The organism is Streptomyces sp. AMJ-169, from assembly GCF_055597585.1.
This window is the reverse complement of the sequence record NZ_JBVLTJ010000001.1, coordinates 32,342-48,684: the sequence shown is the minus strand read 5'-3', so window position 1 is coordinate 48,684 and position 16,343 is coordinate 32,342. Positions and strand designations below refer to the sequence as shown.

Genomic DNA, 16,343 nt, shown 5'->3' with positions numbered 1-16,343 from the left:
AGGAACTCGCGTGAACGCACCGGACCCGATCCCGCAGGGCGAACTCACCCTCGCCCTGCAAAAAGCGATGGCCATCGAGTTCTCCACCATCCCGGCCTATCTCAGCGGCTATTGGACGGTGAAGGACCCCGGCAACCAGGCCGCGAAAGTCGTCCAGCGCATCGTCGTCATGGAGATGCGCCATCTCGCCATCGCGGCCAATGTGCTGACCGCGATCGGCGGCAGCCCCGACATCCTGGCGGCGGCCCCGGTGAAATACCCGGTGGCCGTTCCCGACATCTCCCGCGAGGGGAGTCCTGGCTATCTCCTCATCGACCAGAACCCTTACGGCGACGCGTTCCTGACCACCTCGAAAAGCATCGAGCGCCCCAAGGACCTGCCCGATTCCTGCGCGGCCGGATTCCTGGGCGGCGGCGCCGTCCGCTTCTTCACGGCCGACCGGCTCCCGGACGGCGTACACGTCCTCGACCTGCACTCCTACCCGTCCATCGGCGAGTTCTACAAAGCGATCTGGGAGGCGGTCGAGAAGTATTACGGCGCGGACCGGCCGTTCCCCGACGGCGCCCACGTGGAGAGGCAATTGCGGCGTTTCGGGCCCGACGACCTCACCGTCCGCACCAGCGCCGACGCGATCGGACTGCTGAAGGACATCGTCGACGAAGGGGAGGGCGACGGCGGGAATCTGTGGGACGAGAACGGCGAACTCTCCCATTTCTACGCCTTCGACGAACTCGCCCAGGAGCGCGCCTATCGTGCCGGCGACCGGCCGTGCCGCCCGTCCGGCCCGCCCATTCAGGTGCCCCGGGGTGACAGCCAGGTCGTACCGATGGCGCGCAATCCCCGGCGCGGCGCGTATGTGAAGGAACTCCTCACGGCGGACGAGGAGTTCAGCGGAATGTACACGGCGATGCTCACCGATCTGCAATTCGGTTTCACCGGTCAGCCGGACCGGGTGCAGGCCGCGATCGGGAAGATGCACCAACTGCGGGTGCTGGCCGACGCGGTCTTCCGGTTCCCCTATCCGCCGGACGAGACGAAACAGGCGGGGCCGACGTTCACGGCGCTGCCGCGCGGGTAGCCGCGGGAGCCGCGCGGTTCAGGGCAGGCGGGGCAGCATGTCCCGGGCCGCGTGGCTCAGCACCCGCAGGTTCTCCGCGAACACCGCGCGGCCGGCCTCCGGCAGCGGGCTGACGAAGTAGCGCTCGATGTTGGCGACATGCACGCGCGAGGCGGCGACACAGGTCTCCTCGCCGAGCCGCGTGAGCCGTACGAGCCGCCCGCGCCGGTCGTCGGGGTCGTCGACGCGCTCGACGAGACCGGCCGCCTCCATGCGGTCCACCAGCCGGGTCGCGCCGCCGGTCGTGAGGACCTGCTCCTGGGCGACGGCCCGCATGGAGAGCCCCGGCTCACCCGCGCGCCCGAGGATCAGCAGGACCTCGAAGGTGAGGTGGGTGATCCCGCACTCCACCTCCAAGGACCGCCCGAGGATGTACTCCAGCCGGTTCGCCGCGCCCTGCAACCGCCCGAACGCCAGCACCAGTTCGTCGTTCGCGGCCTCACGCGCGGAGTTGATCCTCGACCTCGTCCCCGATTGCGCGCCCACCGCGCCGTTCTCGTCCCTCACCATGCACCGATCATGCCCGACGCGCGGGGCCCTCCGATCCGCCGAACGAAGCGGGGAGGCGCCCCCATCAAGCGGAGGGGTCCGTTCTGATTGTCAGTGGGCTCTCGTACGATGACCGCGATCGGAGCAAATCCGGTCGGAGCACCTCTGAAGGGATTCCTCCGATGAAGCTCGACATCTTCAGCGAGATCCAGGACCCCCGGCCCTGGACCCCCGATCACGAACACCTCCGCTTCACGCAGGCGCTGGAACAGGCGGAGCTGGCCGATCAGTTGGGCTACGACTGCTGGTGGCAGGTCGAGCATCACGGCGCGGAGGGGTTCAGCCTCTCCTCGGCGCCCGAGCTGTTCCTCGCCGCGCTCTCGCAGCGCACCGAGCGGATACGCCTCGGCCACGCGGCGGTGCTCGCCCCGCCGGAGATCAACCACCCCGTCCGGGTCGCCGAGCGGGCCGCGCTGCTGGACCATCTCAGCGGCGGCCGGGTCGAGTTGGGGCTGACGCGGTCGACGGCCCCCGAGTGGCGGCTGTTCGGCGTCGACCCGGCGACCGTGCGCGAGCGCGTGGCGGACGTCTTCGAGACGGTCCCGCGGATCTGGGGCGGCGACCTCTCCGCCAGCGGCGGCGTGCCCGTCGTGCCGAAGCCGCTTCAGCAGCCGCATCCGGCGCTGTGGCAGGCGGCGTCCACGCCCGGTTCGTTCGAGGAGGCGGGCCGCCGGGGCGTCGGCGTGCTGGGGACGACGCTGTGGGAGTCGCTGGAGCGGGTGGCCCGGCTGGTGGAGGTCTACCGGCGGGCGGCGGCCGAGTGCGAGTCGCCGGCGGGGGCGTTCGTCAACAACCAGGTCGCGTTCTTCACGTTCGTGCACTGCGCGGAGACCGACGAGCAGGCCATGCGGGACGGCGCGGCAGCGGCGGCGGCCTGGTACACGGTGCAGGCGCTGACGTTCTTCGAGGCCGCCGAGGCGTTCATGGAGACCATGGGCCGCGAGCAGGCGCTGCGGGAGGCGCCCGACGGCGGCGGGCTCGCGGGCGAGTTCCTGCGCGCGGAGGCTCAGGCGGCGGCCGGCCCGAACGCGGCGCAGCTGGCCATCGGCCGCATCCTCCAGGGCGAGACGGTCCCCGAGGAAGAACTGTTCGAGGCGCTCAGCGAGCAGGGCTCCCTGATCGTCGGCAGCCCCGAGACGGTCCGCAAGAAGCTGCGCGCCTACGCCGATCTGGGCATCGACCGGCTGATGTGCTTCCAGCAGGTCGGCGGTCTCTCCCACGAGAGCGTGCTGCGCAGCATCCGGCTGGTGGGCGAGCTGATCCCGGAGTTCGAGATCGCGGGCTGAGCGGCCCGGCCGGGGGCGCGGCTCAGGGGTCGATCAGGCCGGCCCGGATCGCGTAGCGGGTGAGTTCGAGGCGGTCGCGCATGCCGAGCTTCTGGAGCAGGTTGGCCCGGTGCCGCTCGACCGTCTTGGCGCTGATGAAGAGCAGGTTGCCGATCTCCTTGGAGGTGTGCCCCTCGGCGACCAGCTTGAGGATCTCCTCCTCGCGCTCGGTGATCGGCCGCTCCGGCAGCCCGTCGCCGCGGTGCAGCCGGTCCAGGTACGAGCGCACCAGCGCCCGTTCGGCCCCCGGGTAGATGAACGGCTCGTCCCGCGCCGCCGACCGGCAGGCCTCGACCAGGTCCCGGTCGGCGGCGGACTTCAGGACGTACCCCCCGGCGCCGGCCTTGAGCGCCTCGAAGAAGTACTGCTCGTTGTCGTACATCGTCAGGATGAGGATGCGCAGGTCGGGCAGGCGCCGCGACAGCTCCCTGGCCGCCTGGAGCCCCGTCATCCTGGGCATCGCCACGTCGAGCACGGCGAGGTCGACGCCCCCTTCGCGGGCGCGCTCCACGGCTTCGGCGCCGTCCCCGGCCTCGGCGACGACCGTCAGATCGGCCTCCCCGTCGAGTATCAGCCGGACCCCGCGGCGTACGAGGGTGTGGTCGTCGGCGAGGAGCACGCGGATCATCTGGGGCTCCCGTGGGGGTGCGGGGCGGTTTCGGGGTGGGGGGCGGCCGCGGGGTGGCGGGGGCCCAGCGGGATGCGGAGGCGGACCTCGGCGCCGCCGCCCGGGGCGGTGCCCAGGGTGAGGCGGGCGCCGACGAGGAGGGCACGTTCGCGCATACCGGGGATGCCGGCGCCCTCGGGGGCCCCGCCGAAGCCCTTGCCGTTGTCGCGGACGACAAGTTCGGCGCCGCCCGGGACGGCCCGCAGCCGCAGTTCCGCGCGGTCGGCGGTGCTGTGCCGGGCGGTGTTGGTGAGGGCTTCCTGGGCCACGCGGTAGATCACCAGCTCGGACTCCTCGGGCAGCGGGGGCAGTCCTGAGGCCAGCTCGCGCCGGACGGTCAGGCCGTGGGTGGTGAACTCGGCGGCGAGCGAGCGCAGGGCGCTGACCAGGCCCAGCTCGTCGAGGACCCCGGGGCGCAGCCGGCGGGCGATGCGGCGGATCTCGTCGAGGCCCGCGCGGGTGGCCTCCTGCGCCTGCCCCAGCTCCTCGCGCAGCTCCTCCGGCACCCGGTCGGCGACACGCTTGAGCTGGAGGAGGACGGCGGTGAGGGTCTGGCCGACCTCGTCGTGCAGCTCGCGCGCGATCCGGCTGCGCTCGCCCTCCTGCGCGGACAGCGCCCGCCCGGCGCTGGCGGCCCGCTCGGCCTCCAGCCGGTCGAGCATCGCGTTGTACGTGCGGATCAGCTCAGCGGTCTCCACCGGACCCGCGACGACCGCGCGCCCGCCGGGCTGGAGCAGGTCGGCGGCGGCCATCGCGCCCCCCAGACGGCCCAGCGGGGCGAGTCCGATGCGCAGCACGACGGCGTTGGCGACGAGCAGGACGCCGAGGCCGGCCGCGACGACCAGCGCCTCGGTCGGCAGGACGGGCGTCGAGACCGTGACCGGGCCGAGAAGCAGCCCGGCGGCGGCGATGAGCCCGACCGCGTTGAGGCAGAACATCCGCCAGAACAGCGACACGCTCCCGACTCCTCCTTCGCCCGCCCGCTTCCGTGCCCACGGCACACCCGCGTTCAGCATGGCTGTGAGCCGTCCGCGCGGTCCATCCGTCATGACACCCATATCGCCACCGTACGGGCGGATGGCAGCATGACGGTCGGGGTATCTGTCCGGGACACCTCAGGAAGACTCCTCGGAAGCTCCGGGAAGACCCCTGGGAACCGCAGAGATCCGTACGCAAGACGATCAGCAACAAGGGGAACGAAACGTGTCTGCTCCACGCCTCCGGTCGACGCCGCTGCCGGGCATCGGGGTCCAGTACGACCTCGTGACACGCGACCAGCGCCATCTGTCGGTCGTGGCGCACCGCGACGGCACCCGCACGGTGAACGTGTACCGGACGGAGGACCCGGACTCCTGTCTTCAGTCCCTCCGGCTGACCTCGGCCGAGGCGGGTTCGCTGATCGACGCGCTGATGCCGTCGCACCACAGCCCGAGCCTGCTCTACACCACCGACCTGGGGCTGGTCGCCGAGCGGATCGAGGTCGCCGCGGCCTCGCGCTGGAACGGCAGACTGCTGGGCGACACCCGGATGCGCACGGAGACGGGCGCGTCGATCGTGGCGGTGCTGCGGCGGGCGGAGGCGATCCCGTCCCCGGCGCCGGACTTCCGGCTGGCCGGCGGCGACCGGCTGATCGTCATCGGTACCCGTGAGGGCGTCGACGCGGCTGCCGCGATACTCGGGCAGGAGTGATCCCCGGTGCACTCCGCGGTCCTGCTCATCGAGTTCGGCTCGATCATTCTCGGCCTGGGGCTGCTCGGGCGGTTCGCCGCCCGCTTCCAGTTCTCGCCGATCCCGCTGTACCTGCTCGCCGGTCTCGCGTTCGGCGAGGGCGGGCTGCTGCCGCTGGGGGCGAGCGAGGAGTTCGTGGCGACCGGCGCCGAGATCGGCGTCATCCTGCTGCTGCTGATGCTCGGCCTGGAGTACACGGCGAGCGATCTGGTCTCCAACCTCAAGTCGCACTACCCGGCCGGTCTGGTCGACTTCTGCCTCAACGCGCTGCCCGGCGCGATCGCCGCGCTGCTGCTGGGCTGGGGGCCGGTCGCGGCCGTCGTCCTCGCGGGCGTCACCTGGATCTCGTCGTCCGGGGTGATCGCGAAGGTGCTCGGGGACCTGGGGCGGGTCGGCAACCGGGAGACGCCGGTCATCCTCAGCATCCTGGTCCTCGAGGACCTGGCGATGGCGGTGTACCTGCCGATCATCACCGCGCTGGTGGCGGGCGCCGGGCTGCTCTCGGGGTCGCTGACGCTGGCGATCGCGCTGGGGGTCGCCGGGGTGGTGCTGTTCGTGGCGCTGCGCTACGGGCGGGTCATCTCCCGGTTCGTCTCCAGCGACGACCCGGAGAAGCTGCTGCTGGTCGTGCTCGGGCTGACGATCCTGGTCGCCGGTGTGGCGCAGGAGCTCCAGGTGTCGGCGGCGGTCGGGGCCTTCCTGGTGGGCATCGCGCTCTCCGGTGAGGTCGCCGAGGGCGCCCACACGCTGCTGAGCCCGCTGCGTGACCTCTTCGCCGCCGTCTTCTTCGTCTTCTTCGGGCTGCACACCGATCCGGCGAGCATCCCGCCGGTGCTGCTGCCGGCGCTCGCGCTGGCCGTCGTCACCGCCGGTACGAAGATCGCCACCGGGTACTGGGCCGCCAAGCGCGCGGGCATCTCCGTCCGGGGCCGCTGGCGCACGGGCGGCACGCTGGTGGCCCGCGGCGAGTTCTCGATCGTCATCGCCGGCCTCGCGGTCACGGCGGGCATCGAGCCCTCCCTGGGCCCCCTGGCCACGGCCTACGTCCTCCTCCTGGTCGTCCTCGGCCCGCTGACCGCCCGCTACACCGAACCCCTCGCCATGCGCTGGGCCGCCCGCCGGACCCCCAAGTCCGAGCCGCCCCAGAGCACCGTCGCGGAACCCCGCGAGCAGACCTCGGTGGGGGACTGAGGAACCGGCCGCCCCGGAACCGGGATCGCTGGGGGGTGATCTCCGGGCACCGGGGCGGCCGGCGATGGCCGGGCCCAGGGGGATCCGGCCGACGGGGGCCCACCGGGTGGGGGCTCGACCGACGAGCACCCACCCGGCGAGGGCCCACCCTGCGAGGAGCGACCCTGCGGGAGCGCGGCTGACAGGAGCCCACCCGGCAGGGGCCCACCCGGCGGGAGCGCGGCCGGCGGGAGCGCGGCCATCGAGAACCCCTCCTTCCGGACGGCGGAAGCCGGGCAGCCGACCCGTACACCCTTCCTTCACACCGGCCCCGCGCAGCCGCCCCACGCCACCGGCAAGGCCCCCGCGCCCGCCGCCGGCCCACCAGGCGAACACCCTCCGCACCCCTCCCCTCCCCAGCTCACGCCACCCCTCCCGCCCGCCAACTCCCTTTCCCCGCACCCGACTTCCACCCCCAAGCCCACCCCCAGCCGACAACCGCGCCCACATCCCCCGCAACCGCACCACCCTCGCCCGACCATGACGCAGCTCACACCTGGATGTGATCAAACTGTGGAGCCGGAGCCTGTCCACCGTGGCATGCTCATGGCCCATTACCGGTGAGTAGAGGCCTTCGCCCCACCGGTACGCCTTCCTCACCCCTCACCACCCCCAGGACTGACCTTGCGCCGACGCACGCGGCCCCACCGCATCCTCATGCCCTCCTTAGCCGCGACCGCCCTCCTCCTCGCGGCGGGCTGCTCCGCTCCCCCGCAGGACGACCGCTCCGCCCCGGCGGGCGAACGGATCTCCGCCGATCCGACCCCTTCTTCCAACAGTCACCCCCTTGCCGTGGCGGCGGCTCCCGCCGACGCCCCGAGTGCCTCCGCGAGCCCCGGTGACGACTCCGCCGGCAAGGTCCGCGCCACCGAACTGAGCGTCGCCTCCTACGACAGCAAGACCGGACGGGCCGTCATCTCCTCCAACGGGGGCCAGAACGGCGGAAGTTCCCCATCGGTGCCGGAACCCTCCGATTCACCCGTTTCGCCCAACCCCTCCGCCCCCGAGACCCCGCAGCCCCCGGCCCCGTCGGACTCCCCCGACCCCTCGGACCCCTCGGACCCCTCGGAGTCCCCGCAGCCCCCCGGCGCCTCGGATACCCCCGAACCGACCGCCCCCGAGTCCCCGGCCCCCGACGGCCCCACCTCCGTGGGTGACGTGATCGCCAGCGCCCCCGCCCCCGGCGCCCCGAACGGCCTGCTCGCGAAGGTCACCGAAGTACTCGGCGAGACCCCCGAGGGCACCGAGGTCCAGACCGAACCCGCCCAGCTGAACGCCCTGCTGGGCAAGGACACGGCGGACGGCAGCGTCCCCGTCGACCCGTCCGCGTTCACCGTCGACAAGCTGCTCCCGGACGTCGACCTCTCCTGGACGAAGACCGGCGGCGCGCACATCGGCCCGAAGGGCGGAGCCGTCCCGCTGGGCAGCCTGCGCCTCGACGTCACCGCCGCCCTGCCGACCGTCGGCAACGACTCCGCCTCGGCGTCGGCCTCCGTCTCGGGCTTCGTCCAGCTCGCCCCCCAGGTGGACTTCAAGTACGGCGGCGACGGCGCGAACGCCTCGCCCCTGTCGGCGTACCTCGGCGTCTCCGGCGACTGGTCGTCCTCCTGGGCCCTGAAGGGCCGCGCCGCCGCCACGGCGACCGCCCAGCGCATCCCCTTCGCCAAGCTGCACGCCACCCCCGTCCTCCAGGTCGGTCCGGCCCCGATCGTCGTCAACCTGGATCTGACCTGCTACGTCCAGATCACCGGCGACGGCAAGGTCACCGTCGACATCGAGCACAGCACCGAGGGCGACTTCAAGGCGGGCGGCAGCTTCGGCCTCACCAAGGGCTGGACGCCGGTCAGCTCCTCCACGGTGACCAGCACCCCCGTCCGCACCGCGATCACCAGCGCCGGCGCCGTCAAGGCCGCCCTGGGCGCCGAGGCGAGCGTGGGTCTCTACGGCTCCGTCGGCGTCGTCGCCGATCTCGCGCCGTACGTCCGCGGCGAGGGCCAGGGCACGCTCACCGGCACGGACGGGAAGCTGACCGGCCAGGGCAGCTGGGCGCTGTACGGCGGGCTCGACCTGAGCGGCAACCTGCGGCTGCAACTGTCGATCTTCGGGACCCCGCTGTTCCAGCGGAACATCCCGCTGGGCGCCCTGCACCGGGAGTGGAAGCTGGGCGGCTTCCCTTCCTGAAGGACGCCTTCCTGAGGACACCTTCCTGATCCTGGGGACGCCCGCCTGAGGGCCGTCCGATCCTCAAGGCACCTCCCCAGGGCCGTCTCACTGCGCTGCGCCGCCCGGCTTCCACCCCTGGCGGCGCAGCACCGCGCTCACGTCGGGCGCCTGATAGTGCTCCCCCTTGAGGACCTTCCCGTCGGCCCTGCGGACGATCTCCCCGTCGGGGCCGGCCTTCGACATGTTGGCGCGGTGGATCTCCGCGAGGACCTCGTCCAGATCGATCCCATGGACCAGCGCCGTGCCGTACGCCACGTAGACGACGTCCGCCAGCTCGTGCGCCAGCCTGTCCAGCGGGCCGACCACCGAGACCTCCGCCACCTCGGCGGCCTCCTCCGCCAGCAGCTCCCCGCGGTGCGCGGCCAGCGCGAAGCCGACCTCCCCGGGCCGCTCACGGGCCTCGAGGCCGAAGACGCGGTGGAACTCACGGACCAGTTCGGCAGGCGAAGAACTCATGCGCCGACTGTAACCACCCCCACTGACAACGCCCTCGGGCCCCCGGCGCCGCCCGCTTCGCGCACCCCGTCCTGTTCAGCACGGTACGTCTGCTGGCAGGATCGCGGCCATGGCCAAGCTGTTCTCCCGTATCGGCAGGCGCCGGGCGCTCGAAGGCGCCGGCGCCGCCGTCGTCGTGCTCGGGCTGCTGCTGTGGTGGCTGCTGCCCCTGGGCGACGAGCCGCCGGCCGGGTCGGTCACGCTCAGCACCGGCAACCAGGCCGGCGTCTACTTCGAGTACGGCACGCTCCTCAAGCAGGAGCTGGCCAAGGACATGCCGGACCTGAAGGTGCGGCTGCTCCCGAGCAACGGCTCCCAGGAGAACGTCCAGCGGGTGGCCACGGGGAACGCGGACTTCGCGATCGTCGCCGCCGACGCCGTCGAGACGTACGACAGCGCGCACCCGGGCGCGGCGGACGGCCTGCGCGCGGTGGCGCGGCTGTACGACGACTACCTCCAGCTGGTCGTGCCGTCCGGCTCGCCCGTGAGACAGGTCTCCGACCTGCGGGGCAAGCGGGTCGGTACGGGGCTTCAGGACTCCGGGGTGCGGCTCATGGCCAACCGGGTGCTCGAAGCGGCGGGCGTGAACCCGGAGAAGGACATCACGGCCATGGACGAGGGCATCGACTCGGGGCCGCAGCATCTCAAGGACGGCAGGATCGACGCGTTCTTCTGGTCCGGCGGGGTGCCCACCAAGGGCTTGCAGAAGCTGGTCGGTTCGTTCAAGTTCCGCTTCGTGCCGATCCCGGCCGACCTCGTCGCCAAGATGCACGAGCAGAACCCGTCGACCCGCTTCTACCGGGCCACCAACATGCCCGAGGACGCCTATCCGGCGGTCCAGAACGGCAAGACCGTGGCCACCGTGGCCGTCGCCAACCTCCTGATCACCCGCGCGGACACGGGGACCCGCCTCGCCGAGTGGATGACCAGGACGGTCATCAAGAGCCGCGACGAGATCGGCCGGCACGTGCACTCGGCGCAGCTGGTGGACCTGAGGACGGCCATCTACACGGACCCGCTGCGCCTGCACGACGGGGCGCGGAGCTATTACCGCTCGGTGAAGCTGTAGCCCTAGGACGCCGACGTCCGCGGCACCCGTACCGTCACCCTCAGACCGTGCGGCTCATGCGCCGCGTACGAGATCGTCCCGCCCCCCGCCGCGAGCAGCGCCCGGGAGATCGACAGCCCCAGCCCCGACCCCTTGATGTTCTGATGCCGTCCGCTGCGCCAGAACCGGTCCCCCACGCGCGCGAGTTCCTCGTCGGTGAGGCCGGGCCCCTCGTCGGTGACGACGACGGTCGCGGTGGAGCCGTCGGCGGCGACGGACACCTCGACCTTCTCGCCCCGGGGGGTGAACTTGACGGCGTTGTCGATGACGGCGTCGAGGGCGCTGGAGAGGGCGACGGGGTCGGCCCAGGCGGTGGTCGCCGGGCAGGTCCCGGTCAGGGTGACGCCCTTGGCCGCGGCGGTGGGCGCCCAGGCGGCGACGCGCTCGGCGGTGAGGGTGCCGACGTCGGTGATCCTGAGGTCGGCCTCGGAGTGCTCGGCGAGGGCGAGGTCGAGGAGGTCGTCGAGGACCTGGGCGAGCCGTTTGCCCTCGCCCTGGACGGAGGCGATCTCCTCGTTGCCCTCGGGGAGTTCGTAGGCGAGCAGTTCGATGCGCAGCAGGAGCGCGGCGAGCGGGTTGCGCAGCTGGTGCGAGGCGTCGGCGACGAAGGCTCTCTGCTGCTCCAGGACGTCCTCGACGGTGTCGGCCATCTCGTTGAACGACCGGGCCAGTCTGCGGAGTTCTGGGGGGCCGCCGGAGGCCGCCACGCGGGACTTGAGCCGGCCGCTGGCGATCGCGTGGGTGGTGGCGTCGAGGACGCCGACCGGTTTGAGGACCCAGCCGGTCAGCCGCAGGGCGGCGCCGATCGCGAGGAGCATCGCGGCGATCTCGCCCGCCCCGATGACGAGCCAGCCGTGCAGGATGCGCGAACGCAGCGCCCCGGTGGGCGAGTCGGTGACGACGACCGCGACGACGTCGCCGTCGCGGATGACGGGTGAGGCGACGACCAGCCGGCCGCGCTCCCAGGGCCACACCTGTTCGGGGTCGTGGCTGCGCCGGCTGAGGAGGGCTTCGCCGAACGCCGCGCGTACCTCGCGGCCGGCCGTGTCCAGCGTCCAGGCGGACGGGGAGTTGGCCATGGAGGTCTCGGTGCGGTAGAAGACACCCGCGCGGATGCCGTAGACGTCGTAGTAGCTCTGGATCTCCCGTTCCAGGGTGTCGTGGCGTTCGTTGACCGCGCCGGGTGAGGTGTCCCCCGTGACGGTGACGAACTGGGCGAGGGCGGCGAACCGCGCGGTGTCGTCGATGCGGTCGACGACGACCTTCTGCTGCTGGGCGCCGGCGAAACTGACGGCCAGCGGGACGCCCAGGGCGAGCAGGACGGCCGCCAACAGGACGATCAGCAGCGGCAGGAGCCTCGTGCGCACCCCGGGACCCGCTCAGGCGACCGGTGCGACGAGGCGGTAGCCGACGCCGCGCACGGTCTCGATGAGGGCGGGCATGCGCAGTTTGGCGCGCAGGGAGGCGACATGGACCTCCAGGGTGCGTCCGGTGCCCTCCCAGCTGGTGCGCCACACCTCGCTGATGATCTGTTCGCGGCGGAAGACGACGCCGGGGCGCTGGGCCAGCAGGGCGAGCAGGTCGAACTCCTTGCGGGTGAGCTGGACGACCTGGCCGTCCACCGTCACGCGGCGCGTGGGCAGTTCGATGTGGACGGGCCCGAGGACCAGGGTGCTGTCGCCGCCGCCCGCGGCGTCCTCGGCGACGGTGCGGCGGCTGACGGCGTGGATGCGGGCGAGCAGTTCGCCGGTGTCGTACGGCTTGACCACGTAGTCGTCGGCGCCCAGGTTGAGGCCGTGGATGCGGGAGCGGACGTCGGAGCGCGCGGTGACCATGATGACGGGGGTGGAGGTGCGCTTGCGGATCTTGCCGCAGACCTCGTAGCCGTCCTGGTCGGGCAGGCCGAGGTCCAGCAGGACGACACCGAAGCCGGGGCCCTCGGGGACGAGCGCCTGGAGGGCCTCCTCGCCGCTGCGCGCGTGGGTGACGTCGAAACCGTGCCTCCTGAGGACCGCGGACAGGGCCGCGGCGACATGGTTGTCGTCCTCGACGAGCAGCAGTCTCATTCCAGCCTCCCCCGGTTCATGCGATCGTCGCTCCGAGCCTGTAGGAATCCCTAGAGGGCCGGAGGGTGAAAAACGCGCCACACGCGCGCGTGCACGATGGCAGTCACGCTGATGGACGAGGACGCCGTCAAGCGGGTTCCGGCCGCGCACCCCTTCCGTTATCCGGCCGATATGCGCGCACGTCGCCTTTGCTACGACACGTGTCCGATTGCTATCGGATCGTGATGCTCAGATTCCCCTCAGATGTAATGACGCTGGTCGTGCCTGGTCACTACTGTCCACGAAACCCGAGGAGGACGGAGCCAGAGAGCGATGACCGAAGTTTCGGTGGCCAAGGAGAACGCGGCCACGACCGACGACCTGGTCGTCCTGAAGAGCGTCAACAAGCACTTCGGCGCGTTGCACGTGCTCCAGGACATCGATCTGACGATCAAGCGGGGCGAGGTCGTCGTGGTCATCGGACCCTCCGGGTCCGGGAAGTCCACCCTGTGCCGCACGATCAACCGCCTGGAGACGATCGACGCCGGCGAGATCACGATCGACGGCAAGGCGCTGCCCCAGGAGGGCAAGGAGCTGGCGCGGCTGCGGGCCGACGTCGGCATGGTGTTCCAGTCGTTCAATCTGTTCGCGCACAAGACCGTGCTCGAGAACGTGACGCTCGGCCAGCTGAAGGTCCGCAAGACGGACAAGAAGGCGGCCGAGGAGAGGGCCAGGGCGCTCCTGGACCGCGTGGGAGTGGGTACCCAGGCGGACAAGTACCCGGCGCAGCTGTCGGGCGGCCAGCAGCAGCGTGTGGCCATCGCACGGGCGCTGGCGATGGGCCCGAAGGTGATGCTCTTCGACGAGCCGACCTCCGCGCTGGACCCCGAGATGATCAACGAGGTCCTGGAGGTCATGCAGCAGCTCGCCCAGGAGGGCATGACCATGATCGTCGTCACCCATGAGATGGGCTTCGCCCGCTCGGCGGCGAACCGGGTGGTGTTCATGGCGGACGGCCGGATCGTGGAACAGGCCACACCCGACCAGTTCTTCAGCAACCCGCGCAGCGACCGCGCCAAGGACTTCCTGTCGAAGATCCTGCACCACTGACGCCTGCCCCAGCCGGCCCAGCACGCCACAGCACGGCCACCCGCACCCGCGTTCCCGCGCGGGGCGCATTCAGGGCGCCCCGCCGCAGACCTCACCTCAAAGGACGCTCCATGAAGCTTCGCAAGGTCACCGCCGCCTCGGCCGCCGTCCTCTCCCTCGCCCTCGCCGCGACCGCCTGCGGCAGCTCGGACAGCGGCAGCGGCTCGTCGGGCAAGAAGATCAAGATCGGCATCAAGTTCGACCAGCCCGGCATCGGCCAGAAGACCCCGCAGGGCTACTCCGGCTTCGACGTCGACGTCGCCACCTATGTCGCGAAGAAGCTCGGCTACGACGCGAACCAGATCCAGTGGACCGAGTCGAAGAGCCAGGACCGCGAGACGATGCTCCAGCGCGGTGACGTCGAGTTCATCGCCGCCTCCTACTCGATCACCCCCAAGCGTGAGGCCAAGGTCGACTTCGCGGGCCCGTACCTGCTGGCCCACCAGGACGTCCTCATCCGCGCGGACGACAACTCCATCAAGACGGCCGCGGACCTCGACAAGAAGAAGCTCTGTTCGGTGACCGGCTCGACGTCGGCGCAGAACGTCAAGGACAAGCTGGCGCCCGACGCCGACCTTCAGAACTACCCGACGTACTCGGCTTGCCTGAACGGCCTCCAGAGCGGTGCCATCGACGCGCTGACCACGGACGACTCGATCCTGGCCGGCTACGCCTCCCAGTCGCAGTTCAAGGGCAAGTTCAAGCTCGCGGGCCTGAAGATGACCAACGAGAACTACGGCATCGGCGTCAAGAAGGGCAGCGACCTCAAGGCCAAGATCAACACGGCCCTTGAGGAGATGGTCTCGGACGGCTCCTGGCAGAAGGCCGTGGACAAGAACTTCGGCCCGGCCGGCTACAAGAGCGAGCCCGCGCCGAAGATCGGCGACGTCAAGAGCTGACCAGCGGCTGCACGGCGCGCCGCCCGGCCCTGACGGCGGCGCGCCCGGCCCGACCACATGCGGAAGCGCGGGAGATCGTGTTCGACTTTCTTGAGGGTTACGACCTGCTGGGGGCCTTCTGGACGACCGTGCAGCTCACGCTGCTCTCGGCCGCCGGCGCCCTGATCTGGGGAACGGCACTGGCCGCCATGCGCGTCGGCCCGGTGCCCCTGATGCGCGGCTTCGCCGCCGCCTACGTCAACATCGTCCGCAACATCCCGCTGACGGTGATCATCCTGTTCACCTCGCTGGGACTGAACCAGACGCTCGACGTGAAGATGGGCGCGGACAGGTTCGACGTCATCAACTTCCGGCTCGCCGTGCTCGGTCTGGTCGTCTACACGGCCGCGTTCGTGTGCGAGGCGCTGCGCTCCGGCATCAACACCGTGCCCGTCGGACAGGCCGAGGCGGCCCGGGCGATCGGCCTCAACTTCACCCAGGTGCTCGGGCTCGTGGTGCTGCCGCAGGCGTTCCGCGCGGTCGTCGCCCCGCTGGCGAACGTCCTGATCGCGCTGACGAAGAACACCACGGTGGCCGCCGCGATCGGCGTCGCCGAGGCAGCCACCCTGATGAAGGAAATGATCGAGAACGAGGCGCAGCTCATCCTGATCTCCGCGGTCTTCGCGTTCGGGTTCGTGTGCCTCACCATGCCGACCGGCCTGATCCTGGGCTGGGTGGGCAAGAAGGTGGCGGTGAAGCGATGAGTTCCGTCCTGTACGACGCCCAGGGGCCGCGCGCCAAGCGGCGCAACGTCCTGCTCACCGTGGTCTTCGTGGTCGTGGCCGTCCTCGTGCTGTGGTGGGTGTACACCGGCCTCGACGACAAGGGGCAGCTGGACTGGGCGAAGTGGAAGCCGTTCTTCACCGGCACCGAGGCGTGGACGACGTACATCCTGCCCGGTCTGAAGAACACACTGATCGCCGCGGCGTTGTCCATGGTGATCGCGCTCCCCCTGGGAGCCGTCCTGGGCATCGCCCGGATGTCGGACCACAAGTGGGTGCGCGTCCCGGTCGGCGTGATCGTGGAGTTCTTCCGCGCGATCCCTGTGCTGATTCTCATGATCTTCGGACTGGCGCTGTACTCCCAGTACAGCAACGTCAGTTCCGACGACCGCCCGCTGTACGCGGTCGTCACCGGCCTGGTGCTGTACAACGCGTCGGTGCTCGCGGAGATCGTCCGCGCGGGCATCCTGGCCCTGCCGAAGGGCCAGACGGAGGCGGCGCACGCGATCGGCCTGCGCAAGACGCAGACCATGACGTCGGTCCTGCTGCCGCAGGCGGTCACCACGATGCTGCCGGCCATCGTCAGCCAGCTCGTCGTCGTCGTGAAGGACACCGCCCTGGGCGGCGCCGTCCTGACCTTCGCCGACCTCATGGCCGCCGCGAACACCATGAGCGGCTACTACGGGGCGAACACGATCGCCAGCTTCACGGTCGTCGCCGTCCTGTTCATCGCCGTCAACTTCAGCCTGACGAGCTTCGCGAGCTGGCTGGAGGGCCGGCTGCGGCGCGGCAAGAAGTCCTCCGGGGCGGTGCTGCCGGCGACCGACGCGGCGATCGGCGGACCCATGGGCACCGGAGCGGGCGGCACGACCTGACGCCCACTCAACAAGCATGACCTATACGGAGGCAGTGGCGTGCGCGCCGCTGCCTCCGTCACTTGACGCAAGCAGCGGCAATGGGTTGCATACGTTCTGTGATCGCGCACCCTGCTCCTCCCTCTGGTTCATCCACGTCCCTGAAGGCACCGTCGCAGGCAGGGGGCGCCGC

Annotated in this window: 16 protein-coding genes; 10 read left to right on the top strand and 6 right to left on the bottom strand. The window is 71.1% G+C overall.

Going from position 1 to position 16,343, the window contains the following annotated elements; translation table 11 throughout:
• The first annotated feature begins 10 nt into the window (after positions 1-10).
• A complete protein-coding gene (locus ACYUD3_RS00205) occupies positions 11-1,078 on the top strand; it encodes a ferritin-like domain-containing protein (protein ID WP_470961446.1) in 1,068 nt (355 codons plus the stop codon).
• An 18-nt stretch (positions 1,079-1,096) separates the two neighbouring features.
• Here the strand turns inward: ACYUD3_RS00205 and ACYUD3_RS00200 are convergent, their stop codons facing one another.
• Positions 1,097-1,627 (bottom strand): MarR family winged helix-turn-helix transcriptional regulator, encoded by a 531-nt coding sequence (locus ACYUD3_RS00200; RefSeq protein ID WP_470961443.1) that lies wholly within the window; start codon positions 1,625-1,627, stop codon positions 1,097-1,099.
• Positions 1,628-1,788: 161 nt separating this feature from the next.
• Here ACYUD3_RS00200 and ACYUD3_RS00195 point away from each other — a divergent pair, with 161 nt between their 5' ends.
• Positions 1,789-2,952 (top strand): LLM class flavin-dependent oxidoreductase, encoded by a 1,164-nt coding sequence (locus tag ACYUD3_RS00195; RefSeq protein ID WP_470961440.1) that lies wholly within the window; start codon positions 1,789-1,791, stop codon positions 2,950-2,952.
• A 22-nt stretch (positions 2,953-2,974) separates the two neighbouring features.
• Here the strand turns inward: ACYUD3_RS00195 and ACYUD3_RS00190 are convergent, their stop codons facing one another.
• A complete protein-coding gene (locus tag ACYUD3_RS00190; RefSeq protein WP_470961437.1) occupies positions 2,975-3,619 on the bottom strand; it encodes a response regulator in 645 nt (214 codons plus the stop codon).
• Positions 3,616-4,614: a sensor histidine kinase gene (locus ACYUD3_RS00185; protein ID WP_470961434.1), complete on the bottom strand. Its 999-nt coding sequence runs from the start codon at positions 4,612-4,614 to the stop codon at positions 3,616-3,618. The genes ACYUD3_RS00190 and ACYUD3_RS00185 overlap by 4 nt, the downstream gene beginning before the upstream one ends.
• Positions 4,615-4,861: 247 nt before the next feature.
• On the opposite strand from ACYUD3_RS00185, the gene ACYUD3_RS00180 reads away from it, so the two are divergent.
• From ACYUD3_RS00180 to ACYUD3_RS00170, 3 genes are all read left to right on the top strand, one after another.
• Positions 4,862-5,347, top strand: a complete 486-nt coding sequence (locus ACYUD3_RS00180; RefSeq protein WP_470961431.1) for a cation:proton antiporter regulatory subunit — start codon at positions 4,862-4,864, stop codon at positions 5,345-5,347.
• 6 nt (positions 5,348-5,353) lie between these two features.
• Entirely contained in the window at positions 5,354-6,577 is a 1,224-nt protein-coding gene (locus tag ACYUD3_RS00175; RefSeq protein WP_470961428.1) for a cation:proton antiporter, read from the top strand.
• Positions 6,578-7,273: 696 nt separating this feature from the next.
• The gene (locus ACYUD3_RS00170) at positions 7,274-8,797 is read left to right on the top strand and encodes a hypothetical protein (RefSeq protein WP_470961424.1); all 1,524 of its coding nucleotides are present in this window, start codon (positions 7,274-7,276) and stop codon (positions 8,795-8,797) included.
• 87 nt (positions 8,798-8,884) lie between these two features.
• Here the strand turns inward: ACYUD3_RS00170 and ACYUD3_RS00165 are convergent, their stop codons facing one another.
• Positions 8,885-9,295, bottom strand: a complete 411-nt coding sequence (locus ACYUD3_RS00165) for a pyrophosphohydrolase domain-containing protein (protein ID WP_470961421.1) — start codon at positions 9,293-9,295, stop codon at positions 8,885-8,887.
• A 109-nt stretch (positions 9,296-9,404) separates the two neighbouring features.
• Between ACYUD3_RS00165 and ACYUD3_RS00160 the strand changes: the two genes are divergently transcribed.
• A complete protein-coding gene (locus tag ACYUD3_RS00160) occupies positions 9,405-10,403 on the top strand; it encodes a TAXI family TRAP transporter solute-binding subunit (protein WP_470961418.1) in 999 nt (332 codons plus the stop codon).
• Positions 10,404-10,405: 2 nt separating this feature from the next.
• Here ACYUD3_RS00160 and ACYUD3_RS00155 read toward each other — a convergent pair whose 3' ends face one another.
• Positions 10,406-11,809, bottom strand: coding sequence for a sensor histidine kinase (locus ACYUD3_RS00155; RefSeq protein WP_470961415.1), 1,404 nt, complete (start codon positions 11,807-11,809; stop codon positions 10,406-10,408).
• 12 nt (positions 11,810-11,821) lie between these two features.
• Positions 11,822-12,508 carry a response regulator transcription factor gene (locus ACYUD3_RS00150; protein WP_470961412.1) on the bottom strand — a complete coding sequence of 229 codons (687 nt, stop codon included), beginning with the start codon at positions 12,506-12,508 and terminating at the stop codon, positions 11,822-11,824.
• Between the two features lie 312 nt (positions 12,509-12,820).
• On the opposite strand from ACYUD3_RS00150, the gene ACYUD3_RS00145 reads away from it, so the two are divergent.
• The 4 genes from ACYUD3_RS00145 to ACYUD3_RS00130 all read left to right on the top strand — a co-directional run bounded on the left by ACYUD3_RS00145 (position 12,821) and on the right by ACYUD3_RS00130 (position 16,171).
• On the top strand, positions 12,821-13,597 hold the full coding sequence (locus ACYUD3_RS00145; protein ID WP_470961409.1) for an amino acid ABC transporter ATP-binding protein: 777 nt from the start codon (positions 12,821-12,823) through the stop codon (positions 13,595-13,597).
• A gap of 110 nt (positions 13,598-13,707) precedes the next feature.
• Positions 13,708-14,535, top strand: coding sequence for a glutamate ABC transporter substrate-binding protein (locus ACYUD3_RS00140; RefSeq protein WP_470961407.1), 828 nt, complete (start codon positions 13,708-13,710; stop codon positions 14,533-14,535).
• Positions 14,536-14,612: 77 nt separating this feature from the next.
• Positions 14,613-15,278, top strand: coding sequence for an amino acid ABC transporter permease (locus tag ACYUD3_RS00135; RefSeq protein ID WP_470961404.1), 666 nt, complete (start codon positions 14,613-14,615; stop codon positions 15,276-15,278).
• Positions 15,275-16,171, top strand: coding sequence for an amino acid ABC transporter permease (locus tag ACYUD3_RS00130; protein WP_470961401.1), 897 nt, complete (start codon positions 15,275-15,277; stop codon positions 16,169-16,171). The genes ACYUD3_RS00135 and ACYUD3_RS00130 overlap by 4 nt, the downstream gene beginning before the upstream one ends.
• Positions 16,172-16,343 lie beyond the last annotated feature (172 nt).

Excerpts from the sequence above, each read along its gene's own strand:
- ACYUD3_RS00200 (WP_470961443.1), bottom strand. The coding sequence starts at position 1,627 with ATGGTGAGGGACGAGAACGGCGCGGTGGGCGCGCAATCGGGGACGAGG.
- ACYUD3_RS00195 (WP_470961440.1), top strand. The coding sequence starts at position 1,789 with ATGAAGCTCGACATCTTCAGCGAGATCCAGGACCCCCGGCCCTGGACC.
- ACYUD3_RS00190 (WP_470961437.1), bottom strand. The coding sequence starts at position 3,619 with ATGATCCGCGTGCTCCTCGCCGACGACCACACCCTCGTACGCCGCGGG.
- ACYUD3_RS00170 (WP_470961424.1), top strand. The coding sequence starts at position 7,274 with ATGCCCTCCTTAGCCGCGACCGCCCTCCTCCTCGCGGCGGGCTGCTCC.
- ACYUD3_RS00165 (WP_470961421.1), bottom strand. The coding sequence starts at position 9,295 with ATGAGTTCTTCGCCTGCCGAACTGGTCCGTGAGTTCCACCGCGTCTTC.
- ACYUD3_RS00160 (WP_470961418.1), top strand. The coding sequence starts at position 9,405 with ATGGCCAAGCTGTTCTCCCGTATCGGCAGGCGCCGGGCGCTCGAAGGC.
- ACYUD3_RS00150 (WP_470961412.1), bottom strand. The coding sequence starts at position 12,508 with ATGAGACTGCTGCTCGTCGAGGACGACAACCATGTCGCCGCGGCCCTG.
- ACYUD3_RS00145 (WP_470961409.1), top strand. The coding sequence starts at position 12,821 with ATGACCGAAGTTTCGGTGGCCAAGGAGAACGCGGCCACGACCGACGAC.
- ACYUD3_RS00140 (WP_470961407.1), top strand. The coding sequence starts at position 13,708 with ATGAAGCTTCGCAAGGTCACCGCCGCCTCGGCCGCCGTCCTCTCCCTC.
- ACYUD3_RS00130 (WP_470961401.1), top strand. The coding sequence starts at position 15,275 with ATGAGTTCCGTCCTGTACGACGCCCAGGGGCCGCGCGCCAAGCGGCGC.